This is a genomic window from Gemmatimonadota bacterium (genome assembly GCA_030747075.1).
In the GTDB taxonomy this organism is placed as follows: Bacteria; ARS69; ARS69; order ARS69; family ARS69; genus ARS69.
On the sequence record JASLLL010000006.1, the window covers coordinates 64,688 to 88,473 of the forward strand.

Below are 23,786 nucleotides of genomic sequence, written 5' to 3' on the forward strand. Positions count from 1 at the left end.
CGGGCCAGCTTCGTCGACCGCCTTTCGGCGTCCCGTCCGCAGTTCTTGAGTCAGCCGGACTCCGCCTCTCGGATGAGGGTGCGGATTTCGCGGGTCGTGGCCAGGGAGACGGCGCGGTCGGCCACGGTCCGCCACTCGGCCGCGTCCACCGAGGCCAGCACCAGTCCCACGGGGAGGATCCACTGCGGTGCCATCGAGAGCCTCTCCACGCCCAGTCCCACGAGCAGCGCCGTCAGAGACGGGTCTCCCGCGATCTCCCCGCAGACCGACAGCGGGGTGCCTGTCTCCAGGGAGAGCGCGCTCAGGTGCGCCAGCGCCCGGAGCACGGCCGGGTGGCAGGGGTCGTAGTAGGCCGCGAGGTGGGCCGCATCCCGGTCGACCGCGAGGATGTACTGCGCGAGATCGTTGCTCCCGATCGAGATAAAGTCCGACTCGGCGAAAATCTCCGGTGCCAGCGCGACGCCCGCGGGGTGTTCGATCATCGCCCCGACGGGGAGGTCCGGGGAGTGGCGGATTCCTTCGCGGCGAAGGTCCTCGTGAAGGTCGTGGACAAGCGAGCGGATGCGTCGGATGTCGTCCACGCCGGAGACCATGGGGAGCAGAAGGCGCACCGGTCCGTCGGCGGCGGCCTGAAGCACGGCGCGGATCTGGGTGCGAAGCAGCGCGGGGTTCTCCTGAAGGAAGCGGAGGGAGCGAAGCCCGAGCGCCGGGTTCCGTTCGTGGAGGAGTCGCGTTCCGGGGAGGTGCTTGTCGCTGCCGAGATCCAGAAGCCGGATGTCCACGGGGTCCTGCGTAAAGGCACACGCCGCGTCCGAGTACTCTTCGACCAGTTCGGCTTCGGTGGGGATGGTCGTCCGCGAGAGGTAGAAGAACTCCGTGCGGTACAGCCCGATCCCGTCCGCGTCCACCTGCGCCGCGTTGTGGATGTCCCTCCGGGCACCGGCGTTTCCGAGAAGGTAGATCCGGCGCCCGTCGGCGGTCCGGCGATGCCCGCGTGGATCGGACGGGGCGGGAGGCGCGAGGAGCCTCCGGCGGCGGAGGTTCTCTCTTGCGGACTCCAGCGCTTCTTCCGCCGGGTTGATGAGGACCTGTGCTTCGTCCGCCTCGATGATGAGCAGATCCCCGTCGCGCACCTGCGCCAGGAGGCCTTCCACCTGAATGAGCGCGGGGAGGTCCAGCGCGCGGGCGAGAACCGCGACATGGCCCATCTGCCCGCCCTGCTCGCACAGGATTCCCGCGATGCGGTCCGGGTCCATCCGGGCGAGAAGGCTCGGCGGCGGGTTGTCCGTGACGAGGATGACCCGGCTGTCGCGCACGGGTTCGGTGTCGGTCTGGTCCCGGGGAGATCGGCCGCCCAGATGGGAGAGAATCAGCCGCTCCGCGTCCGTCATGTCGATCACTCGGTTTCGGATGATCTCGCTGGACGAAAGCTCCAGTTTCACGCGGATCTGATCGAAGCGGTGTCGGACGGCTCGGGCCGCATTGGTGCGGGTTTCGCGGATGGCGGTCTCCACGGAGGTCAGGAGCGTCGGGTCGCGGAGGATCATGCGCTGGGCCGCGAAGATCTCGGATTCGTTCTGGGAGAGAATGCCCCTGGCCCAGTCGAGATCCGCCTCGGCGTCCTGATCCGCAGCCTCCAGCGCCTCCCGGAACCGCACGATTTCGGCTTCGACATCCGTCTCGGACTCCAGCACAAACGAGGGAACGACGGAAGGATCCTCCAGGCGGATCTCGGCTGCGCCGATGGCGGTGCCGTCGTGGATCGTTTTTCCGTGGAGGAGGGTGTGTTTTCGTTCCATGATCCCTTCCAGGAGGCTGGCGGACACGACAGAGGATAGCGCACCCGCGCCGTCACGACCAGATGCGGCGTGGCGTGCGGCCAAATGCCGGAGGGATGGACTTGCGAATCTACACCCGGACCGGAGACACGGGGGAGACCTCGCTCATCGGAGGACGACGCGTAGGCAAGCACGATCCGCGGATCTCGGTCTGTGGAGACCTCGATGAACTGAGTGCATCGATGGGTGCGGCTCTAGCCGAACTGCCGGAGGGGCACGATCTCCGGGACGAAGTGGATCGAGTGCAGGAGGACCTGTTTGGAATCGGCGCGGAGGTGGCGGCTCCGGGCGCGGAGGCCGGGAGGATGTTGCGAGACGAGCGGGTTGCCGCGCTGGAGGCGTCGATCGACGCGATGGAGAGCGGACTTGAGAAGCTGACCGGCTTCCTGCTTCCAGGCGGAGGGAAGGCGGGGGCGGCGTTGCATGTGTCGCGAACGGTTTGTCGCCGCGCGGAGCGGTCGCTGGTCGGGCTGTCCTCCGGAGACGATGGCGGCGTGCGCCCCGCGATTCTCGGTTACATGAACCGGCTGTCCGACTGGCTGTTTGTTGCGGCACGCCGGGTGAATCGGGAGGAAGGGTCTCCCGAACGCACAGGGAGCAGCGGGAACCCGGACGGTGGACCGGGGTAGGATGGGCGGCCCCCTCGGGCGAACTTGTCGGTCTGCGGCGGGCGTGATACGGTCGCGCCGCTTCTTCAGGCATTGCGGGGCGGGGGCGTCAGGACAGGGGGAGGGGACTGCATTGGACCATCCGTTCATTACCACACTGATGAAATCCGGTCCGGTGGGGCAGACGATTCTCGCCGGTCTGCTACTCCTGTCCGGGTACTCCTGGGCGGTGATCGTTTCGAAGATCCGCGCGCTTCGTCACGCCGAGGACGGGATTGCCGCTTTCCTCCAGCGCTTTCATGCCTCCGGGGTGGAGTGGTTGCGTTCGGGAAGTTCGGACGCAGGCCGCGAGGGCTCTCTTGCGCGTGTGTATCAGGCCGGGGCCGCCGCCTATCGCAATCAGTTGCAGATTGCCGGAGCCTACGACGCTCTCGGCGCGGATCGCGTGGAAGCCACGCTGGACGCGGAAGTAGCCGAGTCTGTCGCGGAGTTGGAAAGGGGGCTCACCGTTCTGGCTGTTCTTGCGAGCGCGTCTCCATTTGTCGGGCTGTTCGGCACGGTGTGGGGGATCATGAATGCGTTTCGCGGGATGAGTTCAGAAGGCAGCGCGGGAATCGCAGCGGTGGCTCCCGGGGTTGCGGAGGCGCTCATCACCACCGTGGCGGGCCTGGCGGTCGCGATCCCGGCGGTCGTTGCGTACAACCTGCTCAATCGGCGGGTGCGTCTCCTGGAGCTCAAGCTGGATCGTTTCATCCCGGAGTTTCTGGACGGTGCCGCGCTGGCGTCGCGCGGGTCTTCGCCCGGCCATTCCGCTGAAGACGACGGCGCTCCTGTTTTCGCCAGCCACGATCCGCGAGGCGCGCGATGAAACGGCGCCGGTCGATGGAGGGCGTCGTTGCGGAAGTCAATGTGACCTCTCTGGTGGATGTCACGATGATGCTCCTCATCATCTTTATTCTTGTGGCGCCCATTCTGGTTCAGGGCATCGAGATAGACCTTCCCGACGCGGCCACTTCGACCGCACGCCCGGACAGCGGGCTGCGGGTTTCGATTGGCCCCGGCGGAGAGATCTTCCTGGACGGCGCCCCGACCATGCCCGCGGATCTCGACGCCGCGCTGGCCGCGAGAGCCGCCGCGAGCCCGGACATTCCCGTGCTGGTGGAGGCGGACGGAGAGGTTGAGTACCGTGTGGTCATGGACATTCTCGATCGGGCGCGTGGGGCGGGTCTTCGCCAGGTGAGCCTTGCCACCGAACCCGAAAGGGGTGTGCGGTGAGGTTCGGGTGGGTCTGCTCGGTGGTGGGGCACGGAATCCTGCTGGGGTTCGTGCTTCTCGGGCCGCGCCCCGATCCCTTCCGGAGAGACTGGGCGGAAGCGGTTCCCGTAACGCTGGTCGCCTCGTTTCCCCACATGGAACCGCCGGAGATCGCGCGCCTGGAAGTTCCCGAGAGGGCTTCCATGTCCCCGCTGCGCGAAAAGGCGAACGAGGCGGACATTCCGGAGGATACGGAACCGGCCCGGGAAGCCGTGACGCCGGTGCGTGCTGCACCCGTGACGCCGGATCGCCGCCCCCGGCAGTTTCAGCGGGCCGCGCAGGATCAGACGCAGGGGCCGTCTCTTGCGGAACGCCTGCGTCAGAGAATCGCGCAGCCGGATGCCCCGGACACGGCGGAGACGGTCGACGCGGTGGAAGCCCCGGAACCGATGGAGGCGGTCGGGTCTCCGAGCGCGCTGGTTGAGGCGGCGGACTTCCCCTTTGCGTGGTACTTGAATCTCCTGCGAACGAAAATCACCGACTCGTGGAATCCGCCGGGGCGCGGACTTTTCACCGGCGGCAATGCGCCGGTGGTCGTCCGCCTGGAGCTGGGTCGAGACGGCAGCGTGGGGTCGGTGCGCGTGGAGACCGCCTCCGCAGTTCCAGGGCTGGATGCAAGCGCCCGAGATGCCGTGACGCGCGCCTCGCCGTTTCCCGCGCTTCCCGATTCCTGGGAGGGCGACCGGCTGATTGTCCGCATACGGTTCTCCGTGGCCGGATCGTGAAGGACCGGATGGGGCTTCGGATAGCGGCCGCGGCCGCGTGCGTTCTGACCGGGGTTTCAGCAGGCGCGGAAACCGGTGCCCCGATCATCGATGTGGAAAAGAGCGCCGATCGTCGGATTGCCATCGGGATCGGGTCGTACCCGGAGCTGGGATCGATCCCCCCGAGTTCCACTCCTCGTGAGGTTCTTGCGTTCGATTTCGCGCTGTCGGTCTGGTTTGCGCCGGTCGTCCCGGAGGAGCCGCCCTCCGCCATGATCCCCGACTGGTCACGAGCCGGTGCCGAAGTGTTTGTGGAGTTCGCCGCGCTCGCGGGGGATGTGGTCGGCCGCGTTCGCGATGCTTCGTCCGGGGCGTTGCTCTTCGAGAGGGCAGGATTCGTGAGCGGGGAGGTGACCCGTCAGGATCTGCACGCTTTCGCTGACGACGCGGTCACCGCGTTGACCGGAGAGCCGGGGATGGCGGGGACGCAGATTCTGTGCGAGTGGGATCCGGCGGACGGGAAGGGAAAACGAATCGTTCGAATGGACGCGGACGGTCATGGCATGCAGGAGGTGACGGGGGAGGAGGCGCTGGAACTTAGTCCGCGATGGGCCCCGGATGGCGGACGGTGTGCCTACACTTCGTACTCCAGCGGCTGGCCGGATGTGTGGATTCAGGATCTGGACACCGGATCGCGGGAGCGGGTTGCTCACTTCGAGGGGTTGAACGCGCAGGGAGATTTTTCTCCGGATGGCGGGAGACTGGTACTGACGATCTCCCGCGACGGGAACCCCGAGATCCATGGGATGGATCTCGAGACCGGCAAGGTCCGTCGTCTGACCCGGCATCGCGCGACGGACAACTCTCCGGTCTGGTCACCGGACGGGGGGAGGATCGCGTTTGTGTCGGATCGGTCCGGGGGGCCGCAGGTCTATGTGCTGGATCTGGAGACAAGGGAAGTGCGTCGGGTTACCTTTCGCGGGAGCTACAACACCTCTCCGGACTGGTCGCCTGACGGGAGGAAGATCGCGTACAGTTCCTTTCGATCAGGAGGGTTTGAGGTGCGCGTCGTGGACCTCGCTACGCGAAGAGTGGAGACGGTCGCATCCGGCGGGGACTGCGAGGATCCGAGTTGGTCGCCCGATGGCCGGAGTCTGCTGTACAGTCGCTCGGCTGGCCGGGTGGGGGAGAGAACGGAGCTGGTGATCACACATCTGAAGGAACGGCGGACCATCCGGATCTCCCGGGGGGTGGGCCGTTTTCTGGCGCCGGACTGGTCGCCGCTTCTGCGGCGGACGGAGGAGGAAGGACGATGACGCGCAGGAAGGGAATGCGAGCATACGGGATTGTCACGATCCTGAGTGCGGTGGGAATCATGGCGGTGCTTCTGGGCGGATGCTGGAGAAAACCGGAAGTGGAGACGGATCCTGTGGTTCCGCCCGAACCCCCGGTGGTTGTGGAGACGGAGACGGTGGAGGAAGTGCAGCCGCCGGAGCGAGAAGAAACCACGGTGTTTGTGGATCCGAATGTGGAGCACGCGTCGGTGCTTCGACCGATTCTGTTCGACTTCAACAAGTACGCCATTACTGCGGCCGCTCGCCCGATGCTGGAGGAGATCGCGGTCCTGCTGCGAGAGAATGCGGCCTGGAGTGTCCTGGTGGAAGGGCACTGCGATGAACGCGGCACGGACGAGTACAACCTCGCCCTCGGTGAGCAGCGTGCTCAGTCTGCCGTCCGCTATCTGTCGGAGCTTGGGGTCGGGAAGGAGCGTTTCCAGACGCTGTCCTATGGTGAGGAGCGCCCGGCCGCGCCGGGCCATGACGAGGAGTCCTGGGCACTGAACCGTCGGGCTGAGTTCCGCGTCGAAGCGCCGGGATCGTGATGACTCGCCGGGGGCTTGCGGTGCTTGTGGGAGGAGTCCTTCTCCTCCCCGGGTGCCTGGCAACCAGGAGTCAACTGGCGGCGGTCGAGGCCGACATCAGTCGCCAGGATGCCTGGAATGACGAGAAACTCCTCCAGTTCGAGGCGGAACTGGAGGCGTTGCGTGCGGAGAATGAGGCGCTGCGCGCGCGGCTCGGCGTCACGGAGGATCAGGCGGAGGCGTTTGCGTCGGTGATCGGTGAGCGTCTGCAAGTAACGGCCGGGCGAGCGGAAGAGGCGGACGGCGAAATCGGCCGCCAGATCAGTCGCGTGGAGGGCGTGATCGCCGAGACGGAACGCAAGCGGGCGAAGGAGCGTGCGGAGGATCAGGCCGAAATCGGGAGGCGTCTGGAGGCTATCGTGGAGGAAGTGCTGCGTGAGAACACGCTTCTGGCGACCCGTCTGGAGAAGCTGGAGTCGAGTGCGTTCACCTATGGACAGCTCCACGCCGTGCAGACCGGAGAGACGGTGGAATCCATCGCGCGGAAGTACGGCGTAACGGCGGCGGATCTCATCCGAGCGAACGATCTCCCCAATGCCAACCTCATCCGCGAAGGGCAGGAGCTGCTGGTGCCGGGAGTGAGTGAATAGCCGGGAGCACCCTCCGGCGAAGCACCATCGGACTAGCCGGGCCACCAGCCCGGCCGGAACAGCCCGAGGATCCAGCCGGGCAGCGTGACCGCGGCCGCCCGGCCGGGCGCTGCGCCGGTGAGGGCACGCATGCCTGCTATCCGAAGCAAGAGGGTCCATCCTGCGGCAAGCGTCAGTCGGTGGCCCACTCCAGTCGGAACGGGCAGTCCCAGGTCCGGCGGAAGGAGTGCGGCGAGACTGGTGGACGGCGTGCGAAGCGGCGTGAGATCCGGAGCAAACTCCGGGCCTGCACTCCATACGGAGACGAGGTCTGCCAGCGCGCCGATTGCCTCCGGCGCCGCGGCCAGGGCGACCACCCGCTGAGCGTCGATCATGCGGATGCGGTGCCCGAGGGTTCGTGCGGCACCGGCAAGGAGCCCCCCCGCGATGACGCCGTCGGTGATCTTCGCCAGCGGAGCGAAGACCATGGCCTCCCGATAGAGGCCGCCGACCGACGCAGCCAGTCGTTCCGCGTCTGCCGACGAGAGTCCGGCTTCGGCGAGGGTTTCGACAACGCGTGCCGCGACCGATACGGAGAGCCACCCGAGTCCGGCGAGAACCGCGGTCAGCATGACCCACGATCGGGCGGGGGAGTGGTGCGAGCGGTGGGCACGGATGCAGGCGCGGCCCGGATCCACAAGCGCACGGACGATGTTCCCGGGCATGCTCCCTCCTCTTTCTCGGTTCCTGTCCGGTTTCTGCCCACCCGGGGACCCCCCGCCCCCCACCCACCTCCACCACCGGGGAGACCCTCGCGATGAAGCAAAGGAGATGGCCGCGACGGTGGCACCGGCCAGGAGCGCGAGTCCCAAGACGCGTAATGACGGTTATCCCGCCGCGACCCGCGACTCCCCTCTGATCGGAGAGCCGCGCCCCGGTTCCCAGCAAGAGCCGTGCCCGCAGAGCCATCGCGAAGGGGCCGCAGGCCCCCTTCTCCGGGCGCGGGTACAACTCGCCGCGTCGCTTTCGTCCACCTGGGTTGTACCCCTTGACGAGAGGCCCACCTGCCGGAGACATTCACGCGAAGGGAGGGAGCCGATGCTTCTCGGCGCTCACATGTCGGTTGCGGGAGGTGCCCCCACGGCGTTTGCCCGCGCGGAAAGCGTGGGGTGTACCGCGCTCCAGATCTTCGTGAAGAACGCCAATCGCTGGAAGGGGCGGCCCCTCGGGGATGAGGAGGTCCGGGACTTTGCGGCAGAGCGCGCACGGTCCGGCATTCTCCCGGTCTTCGCGCATGCGTCCTACCTGATCAACCTTGGAAGCCCCGATTCCGCGCTGTGGGAACGCTCCATCCGGGCGCTCGTGGATGAGTTGGAGCGCTGCGAGCGGCTGAAACTCAACGGACTCGTCGTTCATCCCGGGGCGCATGTGGGTAGCGGGGAGGAGGCGGGGTTGCTTCGGATCGCGCGGGGCCTGGATCGCGTGATTGCGGCCACGGAAGGGTTCGCGTGCCCGGTGCTCCTGGAGACGACGGCCGGGCAGGGATCGACCCTCGGCTGGCGCTTCGAGCATCTGGCGAGCATTCGCGAAGGGGTGTCCGATCCCGCGCGGATTGCATTCTGTTTCGACACCTGCCACTCATTCACCGCCGGTTACGACCTTCGCGATGAAGAGTCCGTCCGTGAAGCTCTGGCCGAGTTCGACCGCGTTTGCGGACTGGACTCACTCCGTGCGATTCATGCCAACGATTCGCTCAAGCCCTTCGCCAGCCGCCGCGATCGTCACGCGCACATCGGGTGCGGAGAGATCGGGAATGCCGGGTTTGCCGCGCTTCTTCGCGCGCCGGAGTTGCAGAGCGTTCCCTTCCTTCTGGAGACCCCGAAAGGAAGCGAACTCCTGGAGGATGCGCGAAACCTGGAAGTCCTGCGTGCGCTGGCTCGCGGCGAAAATCCCGATCCCGGGCCGCCTCCGTCCACGCCGGAGTGGGCCAAGGGTGTTCTTGCGTGACCCGCCATCGGCTCATTCTACACGGAGTCTTGCAGGGCATTCTGTTTGGGGTGGTGGCTGGCGTTCTTGACGCGGTCTTCTCGCGCAATGAGTTTCTGGATCGGCGTCTGCTGACCGTCGCGGTATTGGACTGGGTAGCCTGCCTTGCGCTCTTGGGGGCGGTGCTGGGTATTCTGGCGGCGCTTCTCGTTCATTCCGGACATTCCGCCCGCCGCTTCCGTTCTTCCCGGGTCCTGGCCGCATCGACCAGCGCCGTCCTCGCCGTCTTCCCCGCCTGGTTTCTCGTTCTCGTTCAGCTCAATGTCGTCTATCTGGGGTCAGACACCGGTGCGCTGTCGCTGGGGGTGGATGCGGGCGTCACGGTGCTGGCGATCGCGGCCGGGCTGTTTCTCGTGCGCGGCCTCACGCACTCCTTCGCGTCAAGGGGGATCCTCGCGCGCATTCTTGCCAGCGCACCCGGCAGCCTCCTGCTGGCTGGCTCCTTCTTGTGCGTGGCTGCGCTCTCGTGGCAGGGCGGGCCTTCCGCCACGGGGCCGCCATCCGGTTCCGCTCCTGGCGATGCGCCGGATGTCGTCCTGGTGCTCGTGGACACGCTGCGGCGGGATCACCTCTCCGCGGAGGGATACGCCCGCACGACCAGCCCGTCGCTCGACGCGCTTGCGGCGGAGGGGGCCCGCTTCCCCCGTTTCACCAGCCCGAGTTGCTACACCAAACCGGCGGTCGCATCGTTGCTCACATCCCGTTACCCATCGGGGCACCGCGTTGGACACCTGCGGTCGGTTCTCCCGGAGCGGTTGCCCACGCTGGTCGAGGCGTTCCGCGATGCCGGTTACCGCACGGCGATGTTCTGCTCCAACCCGATCATCTCCGCAGAGTTCGGGTTCTCGCAGGGAGCGGAGGTCTTCCACGCGCTGGAGAAGGAGTTCACCTCCAAGACGCGCCTCGGCTACGCGCTCTTCCGTCTGGCTGAAGGCGGCCGGAACCTGCCGGGCGTTCGGCTGTGGAGCGGCCTCCTCCTCGGGATGGAGAAGCGTGTTCTGCGAGGACCGGGGGCGGAGGCGACCTCGCTGTCGGCTCCGGATGTGACCGAGGCCTTTCTCGACTGGCGGCGCTCACTGAGCGGCGCGCCTTCCTTCGCGTATCTGCACTACATGGAGCCGCACGCGCCGTATCGCGTGCCGGAGGGGGAGGCGCCGGACTTCGCCGGGGACGGCCCGGCCCCGGTTGCGGAGCACCCGTCGACCGTCGGGCTCTTTCTGCCGTTCTCCCGCGCGCAGAGCGTTCCCGACGAGACCCGCGAGGGAATGATCCTGGCCTACGACGCCGAAATCGCCTACCTCGACCGTGTGCTTGGCGGACTGTTCGACACACTGCGCACACACCCCGCCTCGGGTCGCGGAACGCTTCTCGCGGTGACCAGCGATCACGGAGAAGAGTTTCACGAGCATGGCGGCTGGGGGCACGGGCAGTCGCTGTACGAGGAACTCCTGGCCGTGCCGCTCGTGCTGGCCGGGCCGGGAGTGCCGGAAGGCGTTGTGGTCGACCAGGCTGCCGGGCTGCTGGATGTGGGGCCGACGCTCCTGGACCTTGCGGGTCTGGAGACTCCCGCCGGTATGTCCGGCCGCTCACTTCGCAGCGTGCTGGAGGCGGCATCTTCCGGGAATGTGCCGGAGCCATCTTCGGAGGACGAAGTCTTCGCGGAGATTCTCTACGGGAAGAACTACCGGGCGCGGTCCCTTCGGCGCGGGGAGTGGAAGGTGATTGTCAGCCGTCTGGACGATCGCGAAGAGGTTCGGCTGTACCACCTCATGACCGATCCCGGGGAGTTGAGGGATCTCGCGGGCGAGCAGCCGGACCGGCTGGCCGAACTGCGCGACCGCCTCCGTGCGCGGGTTGACCTTGCGAGAGAAGGCGGCGCGCCCGAAGCGAGCGCTCAGTTCGATCCGGTGACGGAAGAGCGGCTGCGCGCACTGGGATACCTGAAGTAAGGGGCCGCCCCGAAGAGCAGCCCCTCTCTCACCTGCCCGCCATTCCCGGCGTATGCAGCGGGTCTATTCCGCCACGACCTCGGGGATGGGGTGCGCAACCTCCTTCACGCGCTCCTCGTACTTGAACTCCTGATAGAAGGAGTTCCCTTCCGCCGTATGGCACTTCGTGCAGACCGCTTCGTCCGGAGCCAGAAGGCCTACCGACGCGGCCTCCACCGTACCGTCGGTGATGCCCGCCATGACCTTCTTCTTGTAGTAGCCTTTCCCGGGTCCGTGGCAACTCTCGCAGGAGACGCCCTCCTCCAGCGTGATCTTCTCCGTCTCCAGCTTGTCCATCACCGGGAACGCGGTGGCGTGGCACTTCAGGCATTCCGGCGCCGTCCGGGCATCCGCGATGCCGAGTGCCTTGGCTTCCGCGGCGGCCTCTTCCGTGGCAAGGGTCTCAAACGCCTTTGCGTGCGCGGTCTCCAGCCACTTGCCGTACTGGTTTCCGCCGCTGGCCTTCTTGTGACACATCTTGCACTTCTTGACGCCCACGAACCCGAACTCCTCCGCCGCTGAGGCAGACGCGGGGGAGATCAGGAGGGCGACCATCGCGACCAGAATGCCGACGGTCAAAGCGGTTCCGACGAACTTCATGAATGCTCTCCGGTTTGAGGATGGGGCTACGATGGGGTACAGACGCTCTCTAAAAGCTACCCACTGGCGGTGGGGTCGTCCAGAGCACCCCCGGCATCCCGGTTCCGAACGACACTTTCCACGATCTCCCCCAGCCGGGCGATGCCAAGGAGAAGATCCCCCTCGTCGTGCCTCAGAAGGTCCAGAAGCAGGAATCCCGGCTCTTCCGGCGAGAGTCCGCAGTCCGCTTCGGTGAGCACGCGAATGTCCGCCCGGGCGGCCGCGTCGCGGACAAGGGCCGACGGGACCCCCTCGGGGAGGTCCAGTCTCACGGCATCGGAAGCGGACGCGAACGCCACTCCCGCCAGCGAGGGCATTCTCCGCCGGATCGTGCGTGCGACGCTGGTGGCCAGGAGGTGCCGCTGCTCCCGCGTGGCGTCCAGGAGTCGGTTCCGGGCGGGCGTGTCGATGGCGAGTGCCAGCGCGCGCTGGGAGAGGCGGTCCAGCGCGGGGGAGGGCGAATCCGCGCGCAGCCGGTCGAGAACCCGCGCGGGGGCCCCGATCGCTGCTGCATGGAAACGGCCGCCCGCCTCGTCGCACAGGTCGATCAGGGCCATCACGCGCCCCGAGGAGTCCATGGACGCCAGGGGCGGGGGGGCTCCGGGTTCCCGGAGCGTGTCGAGGTCCGTCACATCCTCCAGCACGGGAAGGCCGCGCTTCTTCGCAAGATCCACCAGTGCCCGCCGACGGGCGGCGTCCGGCAGCGATCCCGGAATGCGGGACCGTCCGCTGGTGACGAGAAGCAGTCGCGGTCGAGTGCGGCCCAGCGCCTCCTCCAGCGTCTCCGCCGAACTTCCCGGAGGCAGGATGCGCAGTCGGCACGGTCGCGCAAGCACCGCCCTGGCGATCTCCGGGTCCGGGGGGGCGTCCGCCACCACCAGCGAGCGCCTCCCCGCGAACAGGGCCAGCACCGCAGCCACGATGGCCGCGCGATCCGCCCCGATGGCGACCTCCTCTGCTCCATGCAGTACTCCGCACAGTGCGAGTCGGTGTGCGGCCGCGCCGCGCAGTGTGGACTCTCCCAGCGGAGGCGCGGGCGCGAAGAGCGGCCCCCGACTGGTCGCCAGCGCTTCCGCGTGGAGGCTCTTCATATGACGGGAGGGGAGCGTGGCGAGGCGGGGCAGGTCCCCGGCGAAATCGTAGGACTCTCCCGGCCTGTCCTTCGCTGGAAGCCAGGCATCCGGAGGCAGCGGGTCCTTTCCGCGCGGCCGACGAAAGGGCAGCCCGGGTTCCGTCGGCTTCGCCGGTCGTTTCCGTACGGTCGCGCCCTGGCCGGGGCGCACCGAGATCATGCGTCGTGCGGCAAGATCGCGATAGGCCGCGTCCACCGTCGTTCGTGCGACTCCCAGAGAGCGCGCCAGTACCCGGGTCGCGGGAAGTTTCGCGCCCGGCACAAGGTGTTTCCGTCGCACGAGCTCCGCCAGATACGACGCGATCTGCCGCGCCAGAGGGACCGGGGAATCTCGTTCCAGCGGGATATACACCCTGCGCCTCCCGGTTGGGGCGCGCTCCGGCGCCCTTCGGCTGCTCTGCTCCCCCCATTGAACCCCTCTCCGGCCAATCCATCAAGTGCCCCCGACCGGTGTTGCGCGAACTCCAAGGCTAAATATCCGGGTGCGCAGGTCGATATTCCGTGGTAACGATCCCGCAGGAAGCGTGTCCGTCGGCCGGGAGATCGATCGGATCCCCGCCGTCCGCTGTCCATCCCGGGGCAGGGTAAGCGACCCCACGAACCAGGAGCGTTCGGATGACCGATTCCACGATGTCTCACAGTCTCGATCAGATCCGTGCGGAATGTGAGTCGCACGGCGTCCGGTATGTCCAGCTTCAGTTCGTCGATATTCTGGGAATGCCGAAGTGTATCGAGATTCCTCTTCGGGAGATCGACAAGGCCTTCGCGAATGAGCTCATGTTCGACGGCTCTTCGATCGACGGGTTCGCCCGCATCGACGAGAGTGACATGGCGCTTTACCCCGACTGGAGTTCCCGGTTCTACGAAAACTCCCCCGACGGCACCGGGAGCGTTCTTCGCGTTCTCTCCGATGTATATACCGACAAGCAGGGTGCGGAAGGCGCGCGTCCCTTCGAGGGGGATCCCCGGCTCAATCTGAAGAGTTTCCTTGCCCGCATGAAGGAAGAGCGCGACTGGGAACTCATGACGGGCTGCGAGGCGGAGTTCTTCCTTTTCGATGCGGAGGCGCTGGAGGAGGGCAAGCTCGTCACTCATGATGAGGGCGGCTACTTCGATGTAGACCCGGTCGATCGGGGAGTGCTCGTCCGCAGGGAGATCACCGATCAGCTTCAGGAGCTCGGCTTCGACATCGAGGCGCTGCATCACGAAGTGGCGGCCGGCCAGCACGAGATCGACTTCCGGTTCGCGCACGCTCTCCAGACCGCGGACCACCTGATGAAGTTCAAGTCGCTCATCAAGAGCGTCGCCCGGGACTACGGCCTGCAGGCCACCTTCATGCCCAAGCCGAAGGAAGGCATCAACGGAAACGGGATGCACACGCACCTCTCCATCTGGCAGGGCGGAGAGAATCTCTTCGCGGATCCGTCCGGGACGCACGGCCTTTCGGAAGTCGCGCTCCAGTTCATGGCGGGGATCATGGCGCATGCGCCCGCGATCACGGCGTTCGCGAATCCGCTCATCAACAGCTACAAACGGCTGATCCCCGGCTACGAGGCGCCGACCGTCATCGCGTACAGCCTCGCCAACCGCAGCCCGATGATCCGGATTCCCAAGGGCACCGGGAAGTCCAAGCGGATCGAAGTCCGCTCGCCCGATCCCACCGCCAACCCGTACTTCCTCACCACCGCGCTTCTTGTGGCGGGACTCGACGGCATCGACCGGGGGCTTGCGGCCCCGGACCCGGTGGCGGTGAATGTCTACCTCAAGGGCGAGGAGTGGAGGCGGGAGCACGGAATCCGCGAACTCCCCGCCTCGCTCAGTATCGCGGTGGACGCGCTGGAAGCGGACGAATGCGTCCGTTCCGCCTTTGCCGAGCACTCGATCGAGCACTATCTGAAGTCGAAGAGGGCGGAGATCTCGGAGTATCAGAGGCAGGTTCACTCCTGGGAACTGGATGCCTATCTCAGGAAGTACTGAGCGGTCCTCCGAGGCCTTCCGGAGGAGTACCTTGTCAGGCGGGCCGGAAGGGCCGGTCGATCACCAAGAGGAAACTGAGGGTTCACCATGGCCAATGGGATCTATCTGGCACCGGAACCGGTCAATGAGCCGGTGCTTTCCTTCGCGCCGGGCACTCCCGAGCGCGACACTCTCCAAAGAGAGATCACGAAGCTTCGCAGGCGGACGATCGAAATCCCGCTCGTCATCGGGGGGCGAAAGGTCCGCACGGGCCGGTTCGGGCCCTGCCGCGTTCCCCACGATCACGGGCACTCGCTCGGGCGGTACCACAAGGCCGGGAAAGCGGAAGTAGACCGGGCCATCGCCGCCGCCGCAAAGGCCTGGCCGGAGTGGTCACGAATGGCTCCCGAGGACCGGGCGGCCATCTTCCTTCGAGCGGCGGAACTCCTCGCGGGGCCGTGGCGGCAGGTTCTGAACGCCGCGACGGTACTCGGGCAGTCCAAGACCTGCCATCAGGCGGAGATCGACGCCGCCTGCGAACTGATCGACTTCCTGCGCTTCAATGTGAGCTTCATGCAGGAGATCCACGCCGATCAGCCGGTGAGTGGTCCGGGGGTGTGGAATCGTGTGGAGTCCCGCCCGCTGGAGGGGTTTGTCTTTGCGGTCACGCCGTTCAACTTCACCTCCATCGCCGGGAATCTCCCGACGGCCCCCGCGCTCATGGGGAACACCGTGGTCTGGAAGCCCGCGTCGTCCGCGGTCTACTCCGCGCACTTCCTCATGCGTCTCTTCGAGGAAGCGGGGCTGCCCCCGGGCGTGATCAATCTCGTCCCCGGCTCCGGCGGCGAGGTGGGAGATCCCGCGCTGGCGGACCCCGCGCTGGCCGGAGTTCACTTCACCGGCTCGACCGAAGTGTTCCACGGGATCTGGCGCACGATCGGCACGAACATCGAGCGGTACCACGGATACCCGAGAATCGTGGGGGAGACGGGCGGGAAGGACTTCGTCTTCGCGCATGAGTCTGCGGATCCCGCCGTTCTTGCCACCTCGCTCGTGAGAGGCGCCTTCGAGTATCAGGGGCAGAAGTGCAGCGCCGCCTCCCGGGCGTACATCCCGCGCAGCATGTGGCGGAAGATGCGGGACAATCTGCTGGATCAGGTTGGGCGGATCCGCATGGGGAACCCGGAAGATTTCGGCAACTTCATGGGGGCGGTCATCGACGAGAACGCCTACCGCACCATCTCCGGTTTCATCCGCACGGCGAAGCGTTCCGCATCCGCCCGTGTGCTGGCGGGAGGCGGCTGCTCCGGGCGCGACGGGTGGTTCATCGAACCGACGGTGGTGCAGACGACGGATCCGGGCTTCCGGCTCCTTCGCGAAGAGATCTTCGGACCCGTGCTGACGATTTATGTCTACCCGGACGGCGGTCTCGACCGGGCGCTCCGACTCTGCGACGAAACCTCTCCGTACGCACTGACCGGCGCCGTCTTCGCGCGGGACCGGAAGGTGATTGCGGACATCTCCGACCGGTTGCGTCATGCGGCGGGCAACTTCTACATCAACGACAAGCCGACGGGTGCGGTCGTGGGGCAGCAACCCTTCGGGGGCAGCCGCGCTTCCGGTACCAACGACAAGGCGGGCAGCTCGCTGAACCTCTCCCGATGGGTCACGCCGCGAACCATCAAGGAGCAGTTTGTCGGGCCGCAGGACTTCCCGTATCCCTTCATGGATCCGGAAGACTGAGTGCTGTGCCGGGGTGATGTGAAACGGGCCTCCGGGTTTCCCCGGGGGCCCGTTGTCGCAGGGGGAGATGTTCGCGTCAGCGGTCGAGCACGGTGATCTTCGTCGTGGCGACCTGCCCGGAGCGGTCCGTCACGCGCACGAAGTAGACTCCGGCGCCCTCCGCGCCGTCCCAGCGAAGGTCGAAGGTCTCGCGCTCTCCCGGAATGGATCGCGAGTGGACCCGGCGCCCCCGGACATCATGGATATCCACGACGCACCCTTCGCCCGCGGCACCCCGGACTCGAATCCAGGACGCGCGCGACGATGGATTGGGCCAGGCGGTCACGGCCAGCGCTCCCGTCCCCGGGAGCGGCGCATCGGGAGCGTCGACCGCGCCGAACGACTGCACGAGGCGGATCCCTTCCTCGCCGACTGCGTACGCCATGCTCTCGTCGGGGGAGAGCGCGATCCCCTCGATCGACTCCGTGGTCGGACTGTTCTCCACAGACCAGGTGTCTCCGGCGTCCGCACTGTAGACGATTCGTCCGTGGCTGCACCCCAGCCAGAGTTCATCCCCGCGGGTGGCGAGGCAGTTCGCGCTGAAACCCTCCGCGTCGTACACGGTGTGCCAGTTCGCTCCGCCGTCGGTCGACCGGAGAACCACCGCGCGAAGCGGCGGCACGATCCATGCCAGCCCCGCCGCGAAGATCGTCCCGGAGTCGGTCGCGGCCATGTCCACATATCGCATGTTCTGATGGGCGGTCTCATTGTGCACCAGAGTCCAGCTGGTGCCGCCGTCGGTCGTGCGCCAGATCCTGCCGCGTGCCCCGTACTCGGGCGGGCGTTCTCCCGCGACGAAGCCCGTCAGATCGTTGACGAAAAGCCCCGCCTGTCCCCACGCCATCGAGATATCCGTCGCGTCCTTCCACGCGGTGCCGCCATCGGTCGTTCGGCGTACGCGCGTGAAGTAGTCACTCTGCACATGGCCGACAGTCCAGCCCTGCGTGGGGCTGCGAAAGCCGATGTCGCGCAGATTGCGCGGGTCGCCGACCGCCGGTTCGTCCCAGTTCAAGCCGCCGTCGGTCGTACGGAAGAGGTGCGCCACGCCGCTGATTCCCCCGCCCGCCCATCCCAGAGTCGCCGTCGGAAACTCCACCGTCCGAAGGTGCCCGGTGAACCCGGATACGCTCTGCCAGGTGTCCCCCAGGTCGTCGGAGCGGAGTGCGGTCTCATAGTACCCCACCGCGAACGCTCCGCTCCCGGTGGCCGCGACATCGAGGAATGTCGAAGAAGTGGTCGGCTGCGAGACCACCGTCCAGCTGTCTCCTCCGTCGGTGGAATACAGGAGCGCGCCGTGTTCGCCACCCGCCCACACTTCCGTCGACGAAAGCACGGAGACATCCCGGAGTCCGGTCGCGATACCGGACGCAACCGTACCCCAGCTGACTCCGTAGTCCGTGGAGCGGAGGATGGTGCCGCCGCTTCCGACCGCGAATCCCAGCGTCCCGGAGAAGTCCACTCCCCGCAGGAGCGAGGACACGCCCGTCGTCGGCGTGGCCCACGACGCGCCGCCATCGGAGGTGAGGAGGATGGTGCCGGATTCCCCCACCGCCACGCACGAGAGTGGTCCTGTCGCCTTCACATCGTAGAGGCCTTCCGCCACGGGAGTGGGGACGCCGGTCCAGGTGACTCCACCATCGAGCGTCCCGTACAGCGCGTCCTGATTCCCGAGGCCGGTCCAGGTTCGGGAGGCCCACCCCTCGGTCGCGTTTCGGAAATCCACGGCCGTGTACCAGGAATCCGGCGCTTCATGCCGACCGGCCACCTGCCAGGTGGCTCCCCCGTCAAAGGTGACGAAGATCGAAGAGATCCGGTTGATGGAGAAGACATCGCACCGGGGAGCTCCCCCTCCGACCCGACCGTGCTGCCACCCGGCCACGACGCCGTGCATCGTGTCGGTGAAGTACACATCCTCAAACTGCATCCGCTCCAGTGGAAGGTTGGGGTTCGGGAGTTCCGTCCAGCCCGCGCCGCCATCGGCGGTGTGCAGGATGATCCCGTCCACGAGATCGTCCGGAACCTGCGTTTCGCAACCGCCGCCCATGCCTCCGACCACCCACGCATTCTGCGCTCCCAGCACGCACATTCCGTGGAGGTTCCGTCCGTCGCCGGTCTGCAGGGGGGTGGACAGCACCCCGTAGTCTTCCACAAGGCGTACCCGTCCGCCGTCTTCCGCCACCACGACGGTGCCGGGGGACATGGCCTTGACGGCCTGGATCTTCCCGCCCCCGATCCACTCCCAGGCGGACCATGCAGGAGAGGGAGCGACGAGGAAGAGGACCGTTGCGGCAAGCGCCGCGCCGAGGAGTGCGTGTCGGGAGCGCGGAGCGGTCAGTATGTTCATGAGAGGTCTCCATCCGGGTTTTCTGGGGGACGGACGAACCGGGGACGAGGGGCAATCGTCCGAGGCCTTCATTGAACCGCATCAGGCCTGTGCGAATCAAGCCGAAAGGCCGAGGCGCACGCCTCCCCGGATGCACGGGCGGGTTCCGCCCGCGTGAAGTGAGGATTGTCGTGGCGCGCCGGGGGGCGCATCCGGTAGACTCCCGGCCGCCTGATTCTGATGAGTTCAACCGCAAGCCGGGGAGAGAGCCGTGACCTGTTCGTCCGATGTGTACCGGAGCTTCACTCCGGAGGAGGCCGAGGCCTTCTTCCTTGAGATGCGCGAGGAACTTCGTCCGCTGTACGCACAGGCGGAGCAGGCAGCCTCCGAGACGCTTCGAGTTCGCCCCGTCTTCCTTCGAAAGCAGCCGTTCGCAAAGCGCGCGCAGATGTTTCGCAAGGCGTTGTCGCTTCGCGTGAATCGCCAGACGGCTTCCGAGATCCTCGCGGCGTTCTTCCTCGAGCGCTACGAAGCGGAGGTTGCCGAACTGCTCGACATGCTGGGACTGGAACACGAGGACGGCGTTCTTCAGGATCAGGCTCCGGCGGAACCGGAAGCCGCGCTCCTGGAAGAGGTCGTCGGGAAGTTCCTGGGCGGGGAGAGTCCGCTCATGCGTTCACTGCTCCTGCGCGCGTTCGCCGCGCAGGCTGCCATCGACTGGCCCGCGCTCAACGCGCTGGCGTTCGCTGAAGAAGAGACCGTTTCGTCCTCCTGAGACCAGGGGGAGCATCGAAGAGAAGGAGAGACCGATGACCAGGACCCACGCCATTCCCGAGTCGGACATCCTGGAGGCGCTGGACCTCACGGGAGTTCAGAAGGGCGCTTCCTACGGACCGTGGATCGAGACACCGTCCGGTCCGGAACTTGTCAGTGCGTCCCCCAACGACGGGTCCGAGATCGGGCGCGTTCTGCAGGCGGGCGAGGGCGACTACGAGAAGGTCATGGAGGAAGCCGGAAAGGCGTTCCTCTCATGGCGGATGAGGCCCGCGCCGGAGCGCGGCGAGGTGGTTCGCCTTCTGGCGGGTGAGTTCCGGAAGTACAAGGAGCCCCTGGGCGCGCTCATCAGCCTTGAGATGGGCAAGGTCCGCTCCGAGGGAGAGGGCGAAGTCCAGGAGATGATCGACATCGCGGACTTCGCGGTTGGTCTCTCGCGGCAACTCTACGGCCTCACCATGCACTCCGAGCGCCCCGGGCACCGGATGTACGAGCAGTGGCATCCTCTGGGAGTCGTGGGGGTGGTCACGGCGTTCAACTTCCCCGGTGCGGTCTGGGCGTGGAACGCGATGATCGCGGCGGTATGCGGGGATGTCACTCTCTGGAAGCCGTCGTCGAAGACTCCGCTGACCGCCATCGCCATCCAGAAGATCTGCAACCGGGTGACGGACGGCATGGGTCTCGACGGCGTGTTCAGCCTCGTGGTCGGACGCGGGTCCAGCGTGGGAGAGCGGCTCATCAACGACCGCCGCATTCCGCTGGTGTCGGCTACCGGGAGTTGCCGGATGGGACGGCGGATCGGCGAGGCCGTCGCGAAACGGCTCGCTCGCTCGCTCCTGGAACTCGGCGGCAACAACGCCATCATCGTGTCGGAGCGCGCCGATCTGGAGATGGCGCTCCGCGGGATTCTCTTCGGCGCCGTGGGGACCGCGGGCCAGCGCTGCACTTCCACGCGCCGCGTGTTCCTGCACCGCTCCATCGCGGAGGAGTTCACCGCGCGCCTCACCGCGGCGTACGCATCGGTCCGCGTCGGTCACGCTCTGGCGGAAGACACGCTCATGGGGCCGCTGGTGGACGAGGACGCGGTCCGGACTTTCGAAGAGGCCATCAAGACCATTCGCGCCGAAGGCGGAGAGATCCTCCATGGCGGAAACCGGGTCGATGGTCCCGGCTTCTTCGTGGAACCGACGCTCGTGAAGGCGAAGCCCGGAATGCCCATCACCCGGGAAGAGACCTTTGCCCCGATCCTCTATCTCTTCGACTACGACGACCTGGACCAGGCCATCGCCGCGCAAAACGGCGTGGACCAGGGTCTCTCGAGCGCGATCTTCACGACGGACCTGCTGGAGGCGGAGGAGTTCCTCTCCCACCGGGGATCCGACTGCGGGATCGCGAATGTGAACATCGGAACGAGCGGGGCGGAGATCGGCGGGGCCTTCGGCGGGGAGAAGGACACGGGCGGCGGCCGCGAAGCGGGTTCGGACTCCTGGAAGATCTACATGCGCAGGCAGACCTGTACGCTGAACTGGTCCCGGGAGATGGCTCTCGCTCAGGGCGTGAAGTTCGACATCTGACGCGCCGTCAGAAAACCCGCGATTCCACCCATGCCGCGGGGAGGGTACCGGGAACGGTGGCCCTTCCCGCGGGCCTGTCGCGGGTGAGCGTCAGGCGCAGAATGTCCCGGTTGCATCCCAGCATGAGCCCGGACGCCTGCGCGATGCTCGCGTCCAGTGCTCCGCGCCCGTTCCGGTAGGGACGCCGCGCCCGATAGGGACGCAGCGGGGGGGGCTGCTCGGGTGCGTTCAGATGGTCGAGGTGGCGGGCCAGAGCGCGGCACACCACCGACCCTGTGCGCAGATCCCGCGCGTCCAGTGGTCTCCCCCCGAGGCGCTCGTCGTCCATCGTGCCCCAGAGAAAGCGGAACCCGTTCGACTGCCAGAGCAGCTTCCCCGAGTGGCAGATGAGCGCCATCTCCTGATGAGGCCGCTTCCACCGATTGGAGAGGATTCGCCGGGCCGCGTCTGAGAATGCGGGGCGGATTGCGCGCAGGATTCGCACGCTCTCCTCCCGGAAGTCCGAAGTGCCCGCGGCGCGCAGATAGGTGATCCTGCCCAGGGATTCTCCCGGCTCCGTTCCCAGATGCGTGATCACGGAATGCTGCATGCCTGTGGCGGAGCGGAAGCGCTGCTGGTACTCCGACGACAAGAACCCCGCGGGGTTGTCGCTGCACAGCGAACTGATCCGCGAGGTTTTTCGCCCGGCCCGGCGTAGCATCTTCAAGGGGAGGTGCCCTTCCGGGCACTCGCGGAGGATCGACCGGACGGCTTCGGCGTCGCTCCGTCGGAACCAGATGTCGGCATCCGGGGCGCCGTCCGCCGCCGGGTCGTGGACGGACACGCCGACATCATGCGCGTTCATGACGGGGAGGAGCTGAGTGGCGGCGGCCCGCAGATCCGCGAATCCCACCTGTGGCAGGGAGAGGGACTTACGGACTTCGGACACCGCTCTCAGATCGGTGATCTTCGCGGCCACAACAACGGTCATGGGGGCTCCAACGGTGAGTCGTGTTCCGCAGGGGAGGAACAACCCCGATGTTTCGCCTTGGCGTTCCTGCCCCGGTTCGACAGGGACGCCAAGGGGAATCTAGCACCTGGAGGCCCCGAGGGCACGCGGAAATCAAGACAGGGAGGTCAGCTAGCCGGGAACAATCGTAACCTGAGAGGTACTTTTCACGAAGGTCACCGTCTCGGGGCGGTCATTTCCTCCGGTCGCACGAGTTCGTCGAACTGCTCGGCAGTCAGGATCGAGAGCTGAACCGCCGCTTCCCGCAGCGTGATCCCCTCGGCATGAGCCGTCTTGGCGATTCGTGCCGCATTGTCGTACCCCACATGGGGATTGAGCGCGGTGACCAGCATGAGCGAGTGGGTCAGGTGTTCGGCGATTCGGGGTTCGTTCGGGACAATCCCCGCCGCGCACCGCTTGCGGAACGAGTGGCACGCGTCGGCCAGAAGCCGCGCCGACCCCAGTACATTGTGGATGATGAGCGGTTTGAAGACATTCAGCTCGAAGTTCCCCGAAGCTCCCCCGACCGCGACCGCCGTGTCATTCCCGATGACCTGCGCGCACACCATCGTCATGGCCTCGCACTGAGTGGGGTTGACCTTGCCGGGCATGATGGAGCTGCCGGGTTCGTTTGCGGGCAGCCCGATTTCCCCGATGCCGCACCGTGGTCCGGAGGCGAGCCATCGGACATCGTTCGCGATTTTCATGAGCGAACACGCGACCGTCTTCATGGCACCGGAGGCCTGAACCAGCGCGTCGTGGGCGGCCAGCGCCTCGAACTTGTTGGGTGCGGTCACGAATGGAAGCCCCGTCAGACCCGCCACCTTCGCCGCCACCGTCCGTGCAAAGTCCGGGTGCGTGTTCAGTCCCGTACCGACCGCCGTCCCGCCCAGCGCCAGTTCGTACAACCCGGGCAGCACCGCCGAAAGTCGCGAGACTCCGCGATCGAGCTGGTGCGCGTAGCCGGAGAACTCCTGCCCGAGCGTCAGCGGCGTGGCGTCCATCAGATGCGTTCGGCCGATCTTCGTGATGCCCGCGAACTCCTTCGCCTTCGCGTCCAGCGTCTCGCGAAGTTCCTCCACGGCCGGAATCAGCGTCTCCCGAACGGTCGTTCCGGCGGCCACATGCATGGCGGTGGGGAAGACATCGTTGGAGGACTGCGCACGGTTCACATCGTCGTTGGGGTGGATGGGATCCTTGCTTCCGCGCTCTCCGCCCGCCATCTCAATGGCGCGGTTGGCGATCACCTCATTGGCGTTCATGTTCGACTGCGTGCCGCTGCCCGTCTGCCAGACCACCAGCGGGAAATGGTCGTCCAGTTTCCCCTCGGCGACCTCGGCGGCCGCCGCTTCCACGAGGTCCGCCTTCTCCGGCGGGAGAGTGCCGATCTCCCGGTTGGCCTGCGCCGCCGCCTGCTTCACGATTCCCAGCGCCCGAATCATCTCCCGGGGAAACCGATCATTCCCGATGGGGAAGTTCATCAGCGACCGGGCGGTCTGTGCCCCGTAGTAGCAGTCTTCGGGCACTTCCACGCTGCCCATGGTGTCGGTTTCAGTTCTCATCTTCGGGGTCACGGGATCCTCCTTCCGAGGGCATGCCGACGGTCCGTCCACTCCGAGCCAATGTATCG

Annotated in this window: 20 protein-coding genes; 13 read left to right on the forward strand and 7 right to left on the reverse strand. The window is 66.7% G+C overall.

Annotated elements, in window-relative coordinates:
- Window positions 1–50: 50 nt before the first annotated feature.
- Window positions 51–1,799, reverse strand: coding sequence for a phosphoenolpyruvate--protein phosphotransferase (gene ptsP / locus QF819_03500; protein MDP6802226.1), 1,749 nt, complete (start codon window positions 1,797–1,799; stop codon window positions 51–53).
- Between the two features lie 95 nt (window positions 1,800–1,894).
- On the opposite strand from ptsP, the gene QF819_03505 reads away from it, so the two are divergent.
- From QF819_03505 to QF819_03535, 7 genes are all read left to right on the forward strand, one after another.
- Entirely contained in the window at window positions 1,895–2,467 is a 573-nt protein-coding gene (locus QF819_03505; protein ID MDP6802227.1) for a cob(I)yrinic acid a,c-diamide adenosyltransferase, read from the forward strand.
- A 139-nt stretch (window positions 2,468–2,606) separates the two neighbouring features.
- Complete coding sequence (locus QF819_03510; GenBank protein MDP6802228.1) at window positions 2,607–3,314, forward strand: MotA/TolQ/ExbB proton channel family protein; 708 nt, start codon at window positions 2,607–2,609, stop codon at window positions 3,312–3,314.
- Complete coding sequence (locus QF819_03515) at window positions 3,311–3,721, forward strand: biopolymer transporter ExbD (GenBank protein ID MDP6802229.1); 411 nt, start codon at window positions 3,311–3,313, stop codon at window positions 3,719–3,721. Before QF819_03510 ends, QF819_03515 begins: the two co-directional genes overlap by 4 nt.
- Window positions 3,718–4,485, forward strand: a complete 768-nt coding sequence (locus tag QF819_03520; GenBank protein ID MDP6802230.1) for a TonB family protein — start codon at window positions 3,718–3,720, stop codon at window positions 4,483–4,485. Before QF819_03515 ends, QF819_03520 begins: the two co-directional genes overlap by 4 nt.
- An 8-nt stretch (window positions 4,486–4,493) precedes the next feature.
- Entirely contained in the window at window positions 4,494–5,780 is a 1,287-nt protein-coding gene (locus QF819_03525) for a DPP IV N-terminal domain-containing protein (protein ID MDP6802231.1), read from the forward strand.
- Window positions 5,777–6,346, forward strand: coding sequence for an OmpA family protein (locus QF819_03530; protein ID MDP6802232.1), 570 nt, complete (start codon window positions 5,777–5,779; stop codon window positions 6,344–6,346). Before QF819_03525 ends, QF819_03530 begins: the two co-directional genes overlap by 4 nt.
- A complete protein-coding gene (locus QF819_03535) occupies window positions 6,346–6,975 on the forward strand; it encodes a LysM peptidoglycan-binding domain-containing protein (GenBank protein MDP6802233.1) in 630 nt (209 codons plus the stop codon). Before QF819_03530 ends, QF819_03535 begins: the two co-directional genes overlap by 1 nt.
- A gap of 32 nt (window positions 6,976–7,007) precedes the next feature.
- On the opposite strand, the gene QF819_03540 is transcribed toward QF819_03535, so the two are convergent.
- Complete coding sequence (locus tag QF819_03540; GenBank protein ID MDP6802234.1) at window positions 7,008–7,679, reverse strand: hypothetical protein; 672 nt, start codon at window positions 7,677–7,679, stop codon at window positions 7,008–7,010.
- A 373-nt stretch (window positions 7,680–8,052) separates the two neighbouring features.
- Here QF819_03540 and QF819_03545 point away from each other — a divergent pair, with 373 nt between their 5' ends.
- Entirely contained in the window at window positions 8,053–8,961 is a 909-nt protein-coding gene (locus QF819_03545) for a deoxyribonuclease IV (GenBank protein MDP6802235.1), read from the forward strand.
- Window positions 8,958–10,949, forward strand: a complete 1,992-nt coding sequence (locus tag QF819_03550; protein ID MDP6802236.1) for a sulfatase — start codon at window positions 8,958–8,960, stop codon at window positions 10,947–10,949. Before QF819_03545 ends, QF819_03550 begins: the two co-directional genes overlap by 4 nt.
- A gap of 63 nt (window positions 10,950–11,012) precedes the next feature.
- On the opposite strand, the gene QF819_03555 is transcribed toward QF819_03550, so the two are convergent.
- Window positions 11,013–11,588 (reverse strand): multiheme c-type cytochrome, encoded by a 576-nt coding sequence (locus QF819_03555; GenBank protein MDP6802237.1) that lies wholly within the window; start codon window positions 11,586–11,588, stop codon window positions 11,013–11,015.
- A gap of 56 nt (window positions 11,589–11,644) precedes the next feature.
- A complete protein-coding gene (locus QF819_03560) occupies window positions 11,645–13,111 on the reverse strand; it encodes a GntR family transcriptional regulator (GenBank protein ID MDP6802238.1) in 1,467 nt (488 codons plus the stop codon).
- A 278-nt stretch (window positions 13,112–13,389) separates the two neighbouring features.
- Between QF819_03560 and glnA the strand changes: the two genes are divergently transcribed.
- Window positions 13,390–14,736: a type I glutamate--ammonia ligase gene (glnA, locus tag QF819_03565; GenBank protein MDP6802239.1), complete on the forward strand. Its 1,347-nt coding sequence runs from the start codon at window positions 13,390–13,392 to the stop codon at window positions 14,734–14,736.
- A gap of 87 nt (window positions 14,737–14,823) precedes the next feature.
- Window positions 14,824–16,458: an L-glutamate gamma-semialdehyde dehydrogenase gene (pruA, locus tag QF819_03570; GenBank protein MDP6802240.1), complete on the forward strand. Its 1,635-nt coding sequence runs from the start codon at window positions 14,824–14,826 to the stop codon at window positions 16,456–16,458.
- A gap of 76 nt (window positions 16,459–16,534) precedes the next feature.
- On the opposite strand, the gene QF819_03575 is transcribed toward pruA, so the two are convergent.
- Complete coding sequence (locus QF819_03575) at window positions 16,535–18,841, reverse strand: YCF48-related protein (GenBank protein ID MDP6802241.1); 2,307 nt, start codon at window positions 18,839–18,841, stop codon at window positions 16,535–16,537.
- Window positions 18,842–19,091: 250 nt separating this feature from the next.
- Between QF819_03575 and QF819_03580 the strand changes: the two genes are divergently transcribed.
- Window positions 19,092–19,595, forward strand: coding sequence for a hypothetical protein (locus tag QF819_03580; protein ID MDP6802242.1), 504 nt, complete (start codon window positions 19,092–19,094; stop codon window positions 19,593–19,595).
- A 34-nt stretch (window positions 19,596–19,629) separates the two neighbouring features.
- Window positions 19,630–21,168: an aldehyde dehydrogenase family protein gene (locus tag QF819_03585; protein ID MDP6802243.1), complete on the forward strand. Its 1,539-nt coding sequence runs from the start codon at window positions 19,630–19,632 to the stop codon at window positions 21,166–21,168.
- Between the two features lie 7 nt (window positions 21,169–21,175).
- Here QF819_03585 and QF819_03590 read toward each other — a convergent pair whose 3' ends face one another.
- Both QF819_03590 and fumC read right to left on the reverse strand, forming a co-directional pair.
- Window positions 21,176–22,138: a hypothetical protein gene (locus tag QF819_03590; GenBank protein MDP6802244.1), complete on the reverse strand. Its 963-nt coding sequence runs from the start codon at window positions 22,136–22,138 to the stop codon at window positions 21,176–21,178.
- 194 nt (window positions 22,139–22,332) lie between these two features.
- Window positions 22,333–23,718, reverse strand: a complete 1,386-nt coding sequence (fumC, locus tag QF819_03595; GenBank protein MDP6802245.1) for a class II fumarate hydratase — start codon at window positions 23,716–23,718, stop codon at window positions 22,333–22,335.
- Between the last annotated feature and the right edge of the window lie 68 nt (window positions 23,719–23,786).

Bases quoted from the DNA above. Each gene is read 5' to 3' on its own strand.
- ptsP (MDP6802226.1), bottom strand. From the start codon at position 1,799: ATGGAACGAAAACACACCCTCCTCCACGGAAAAACGATCCACGACGGC.
- QF819_03555 (MDP6802237.1), bottom strand. From the start codon at position 11,588: ATGAAGTTCGTCGGAACCGCTTTGACCGTCGGCATTCTGGTCGCGATG.
- pruA (MDP6802240.1), top strand. From the start codon at position 14,824: ATGGCCAATGGGATCTATCTGGCACCGGAACCGGTCAATGAGCCGGTG.
- glnA (MDP6802239.1), top strand. From the start codon at position 13,390: ATGTCTCACAGTCTCGATCAGATCCGTGCGGAATGTGAGTCGCACGGC.
- QF819_03530 (MDP6802232.1), top strand. From the start codon at position 5,777: ATGACGCGCAGGAAGGGAATGCGAGCATACGGGATTGTCACGATCCTG.
- QF819_03575 (MDP6802241.1), bottom strand. From the start codon at position 18,841: ATGAACATACTGACCGCTCCGCGCTCCCGACACGCACTCCTCGGCGCG.
- QF819_03505 (MDP6802227.1), top strand. From the start codon at position 1,895: ATGGACTTGCGAATCTACACCCGGACCGGAGACACGGGGGAGACCTCG.
- QF819_03525 (MDP6802231.1), top strand. From the start codon at position 4,494: ATGGGGCTTCGGATAGCGGCCGCGGCCGCGTGCGTTCTGACCGGGGTT.
- QF819_03535 (MDP6802233.1), top strand. From the start codon at position 6,346: ATGACTCGCCGGGGGCTTGCGGTGCTTGTGGGAGGAGTCCTTCTCCTC.
- QF819_03510 (MDP6802228.1), top strand. From the start codon at position 2,607: ATGAAATCCGGTCCGGTGGGGCAGACGATTCTCGCCGGTCTGCTACTC.
- fumC (MDP6802245.1), bottom strand. From the start codon at position 23,718: ATGAGAACTGAAACCGACACCATGGGCAGCGTGGAAGTGCCCGAAGAC.
- QF819_03585 (MDP6802243.1), top strand. From the start codon at position 19,630: ATGACCAGGACCCACGCCATTCCCGAGTCGGACATCCTGGAGGCGCTG.
- QF819_03540 (MDP6802234.1), bottom strand. From the start codon at position 7,679: ATGCCCGGGAACATCGTCCGTGCGCTTGTGGATCCGGGCCGCGCCTGC.
- QF819_03515 (MDP6802229.1), top strand. From the start codon at position 3,311: ATGAAACGGCGCCGGTCGATGGAGGGCGTCGTTGCGGAAGTCAATGTG.
- QF819_03590 (MDP6802244.1), bottom strand. From the start codon at position 22,138: ATGACCGTTGTTGTGGCCGCGAAGATCACCGATCTGAGAGCGGTGTCC.
- QF819_03545 (MDP6802235.1), top strand. From the start codon at position 8,053: ATGCTTCTCGGCGCTCACATGTCGGTTGCGGGAGGTGCCCCCACGGCG.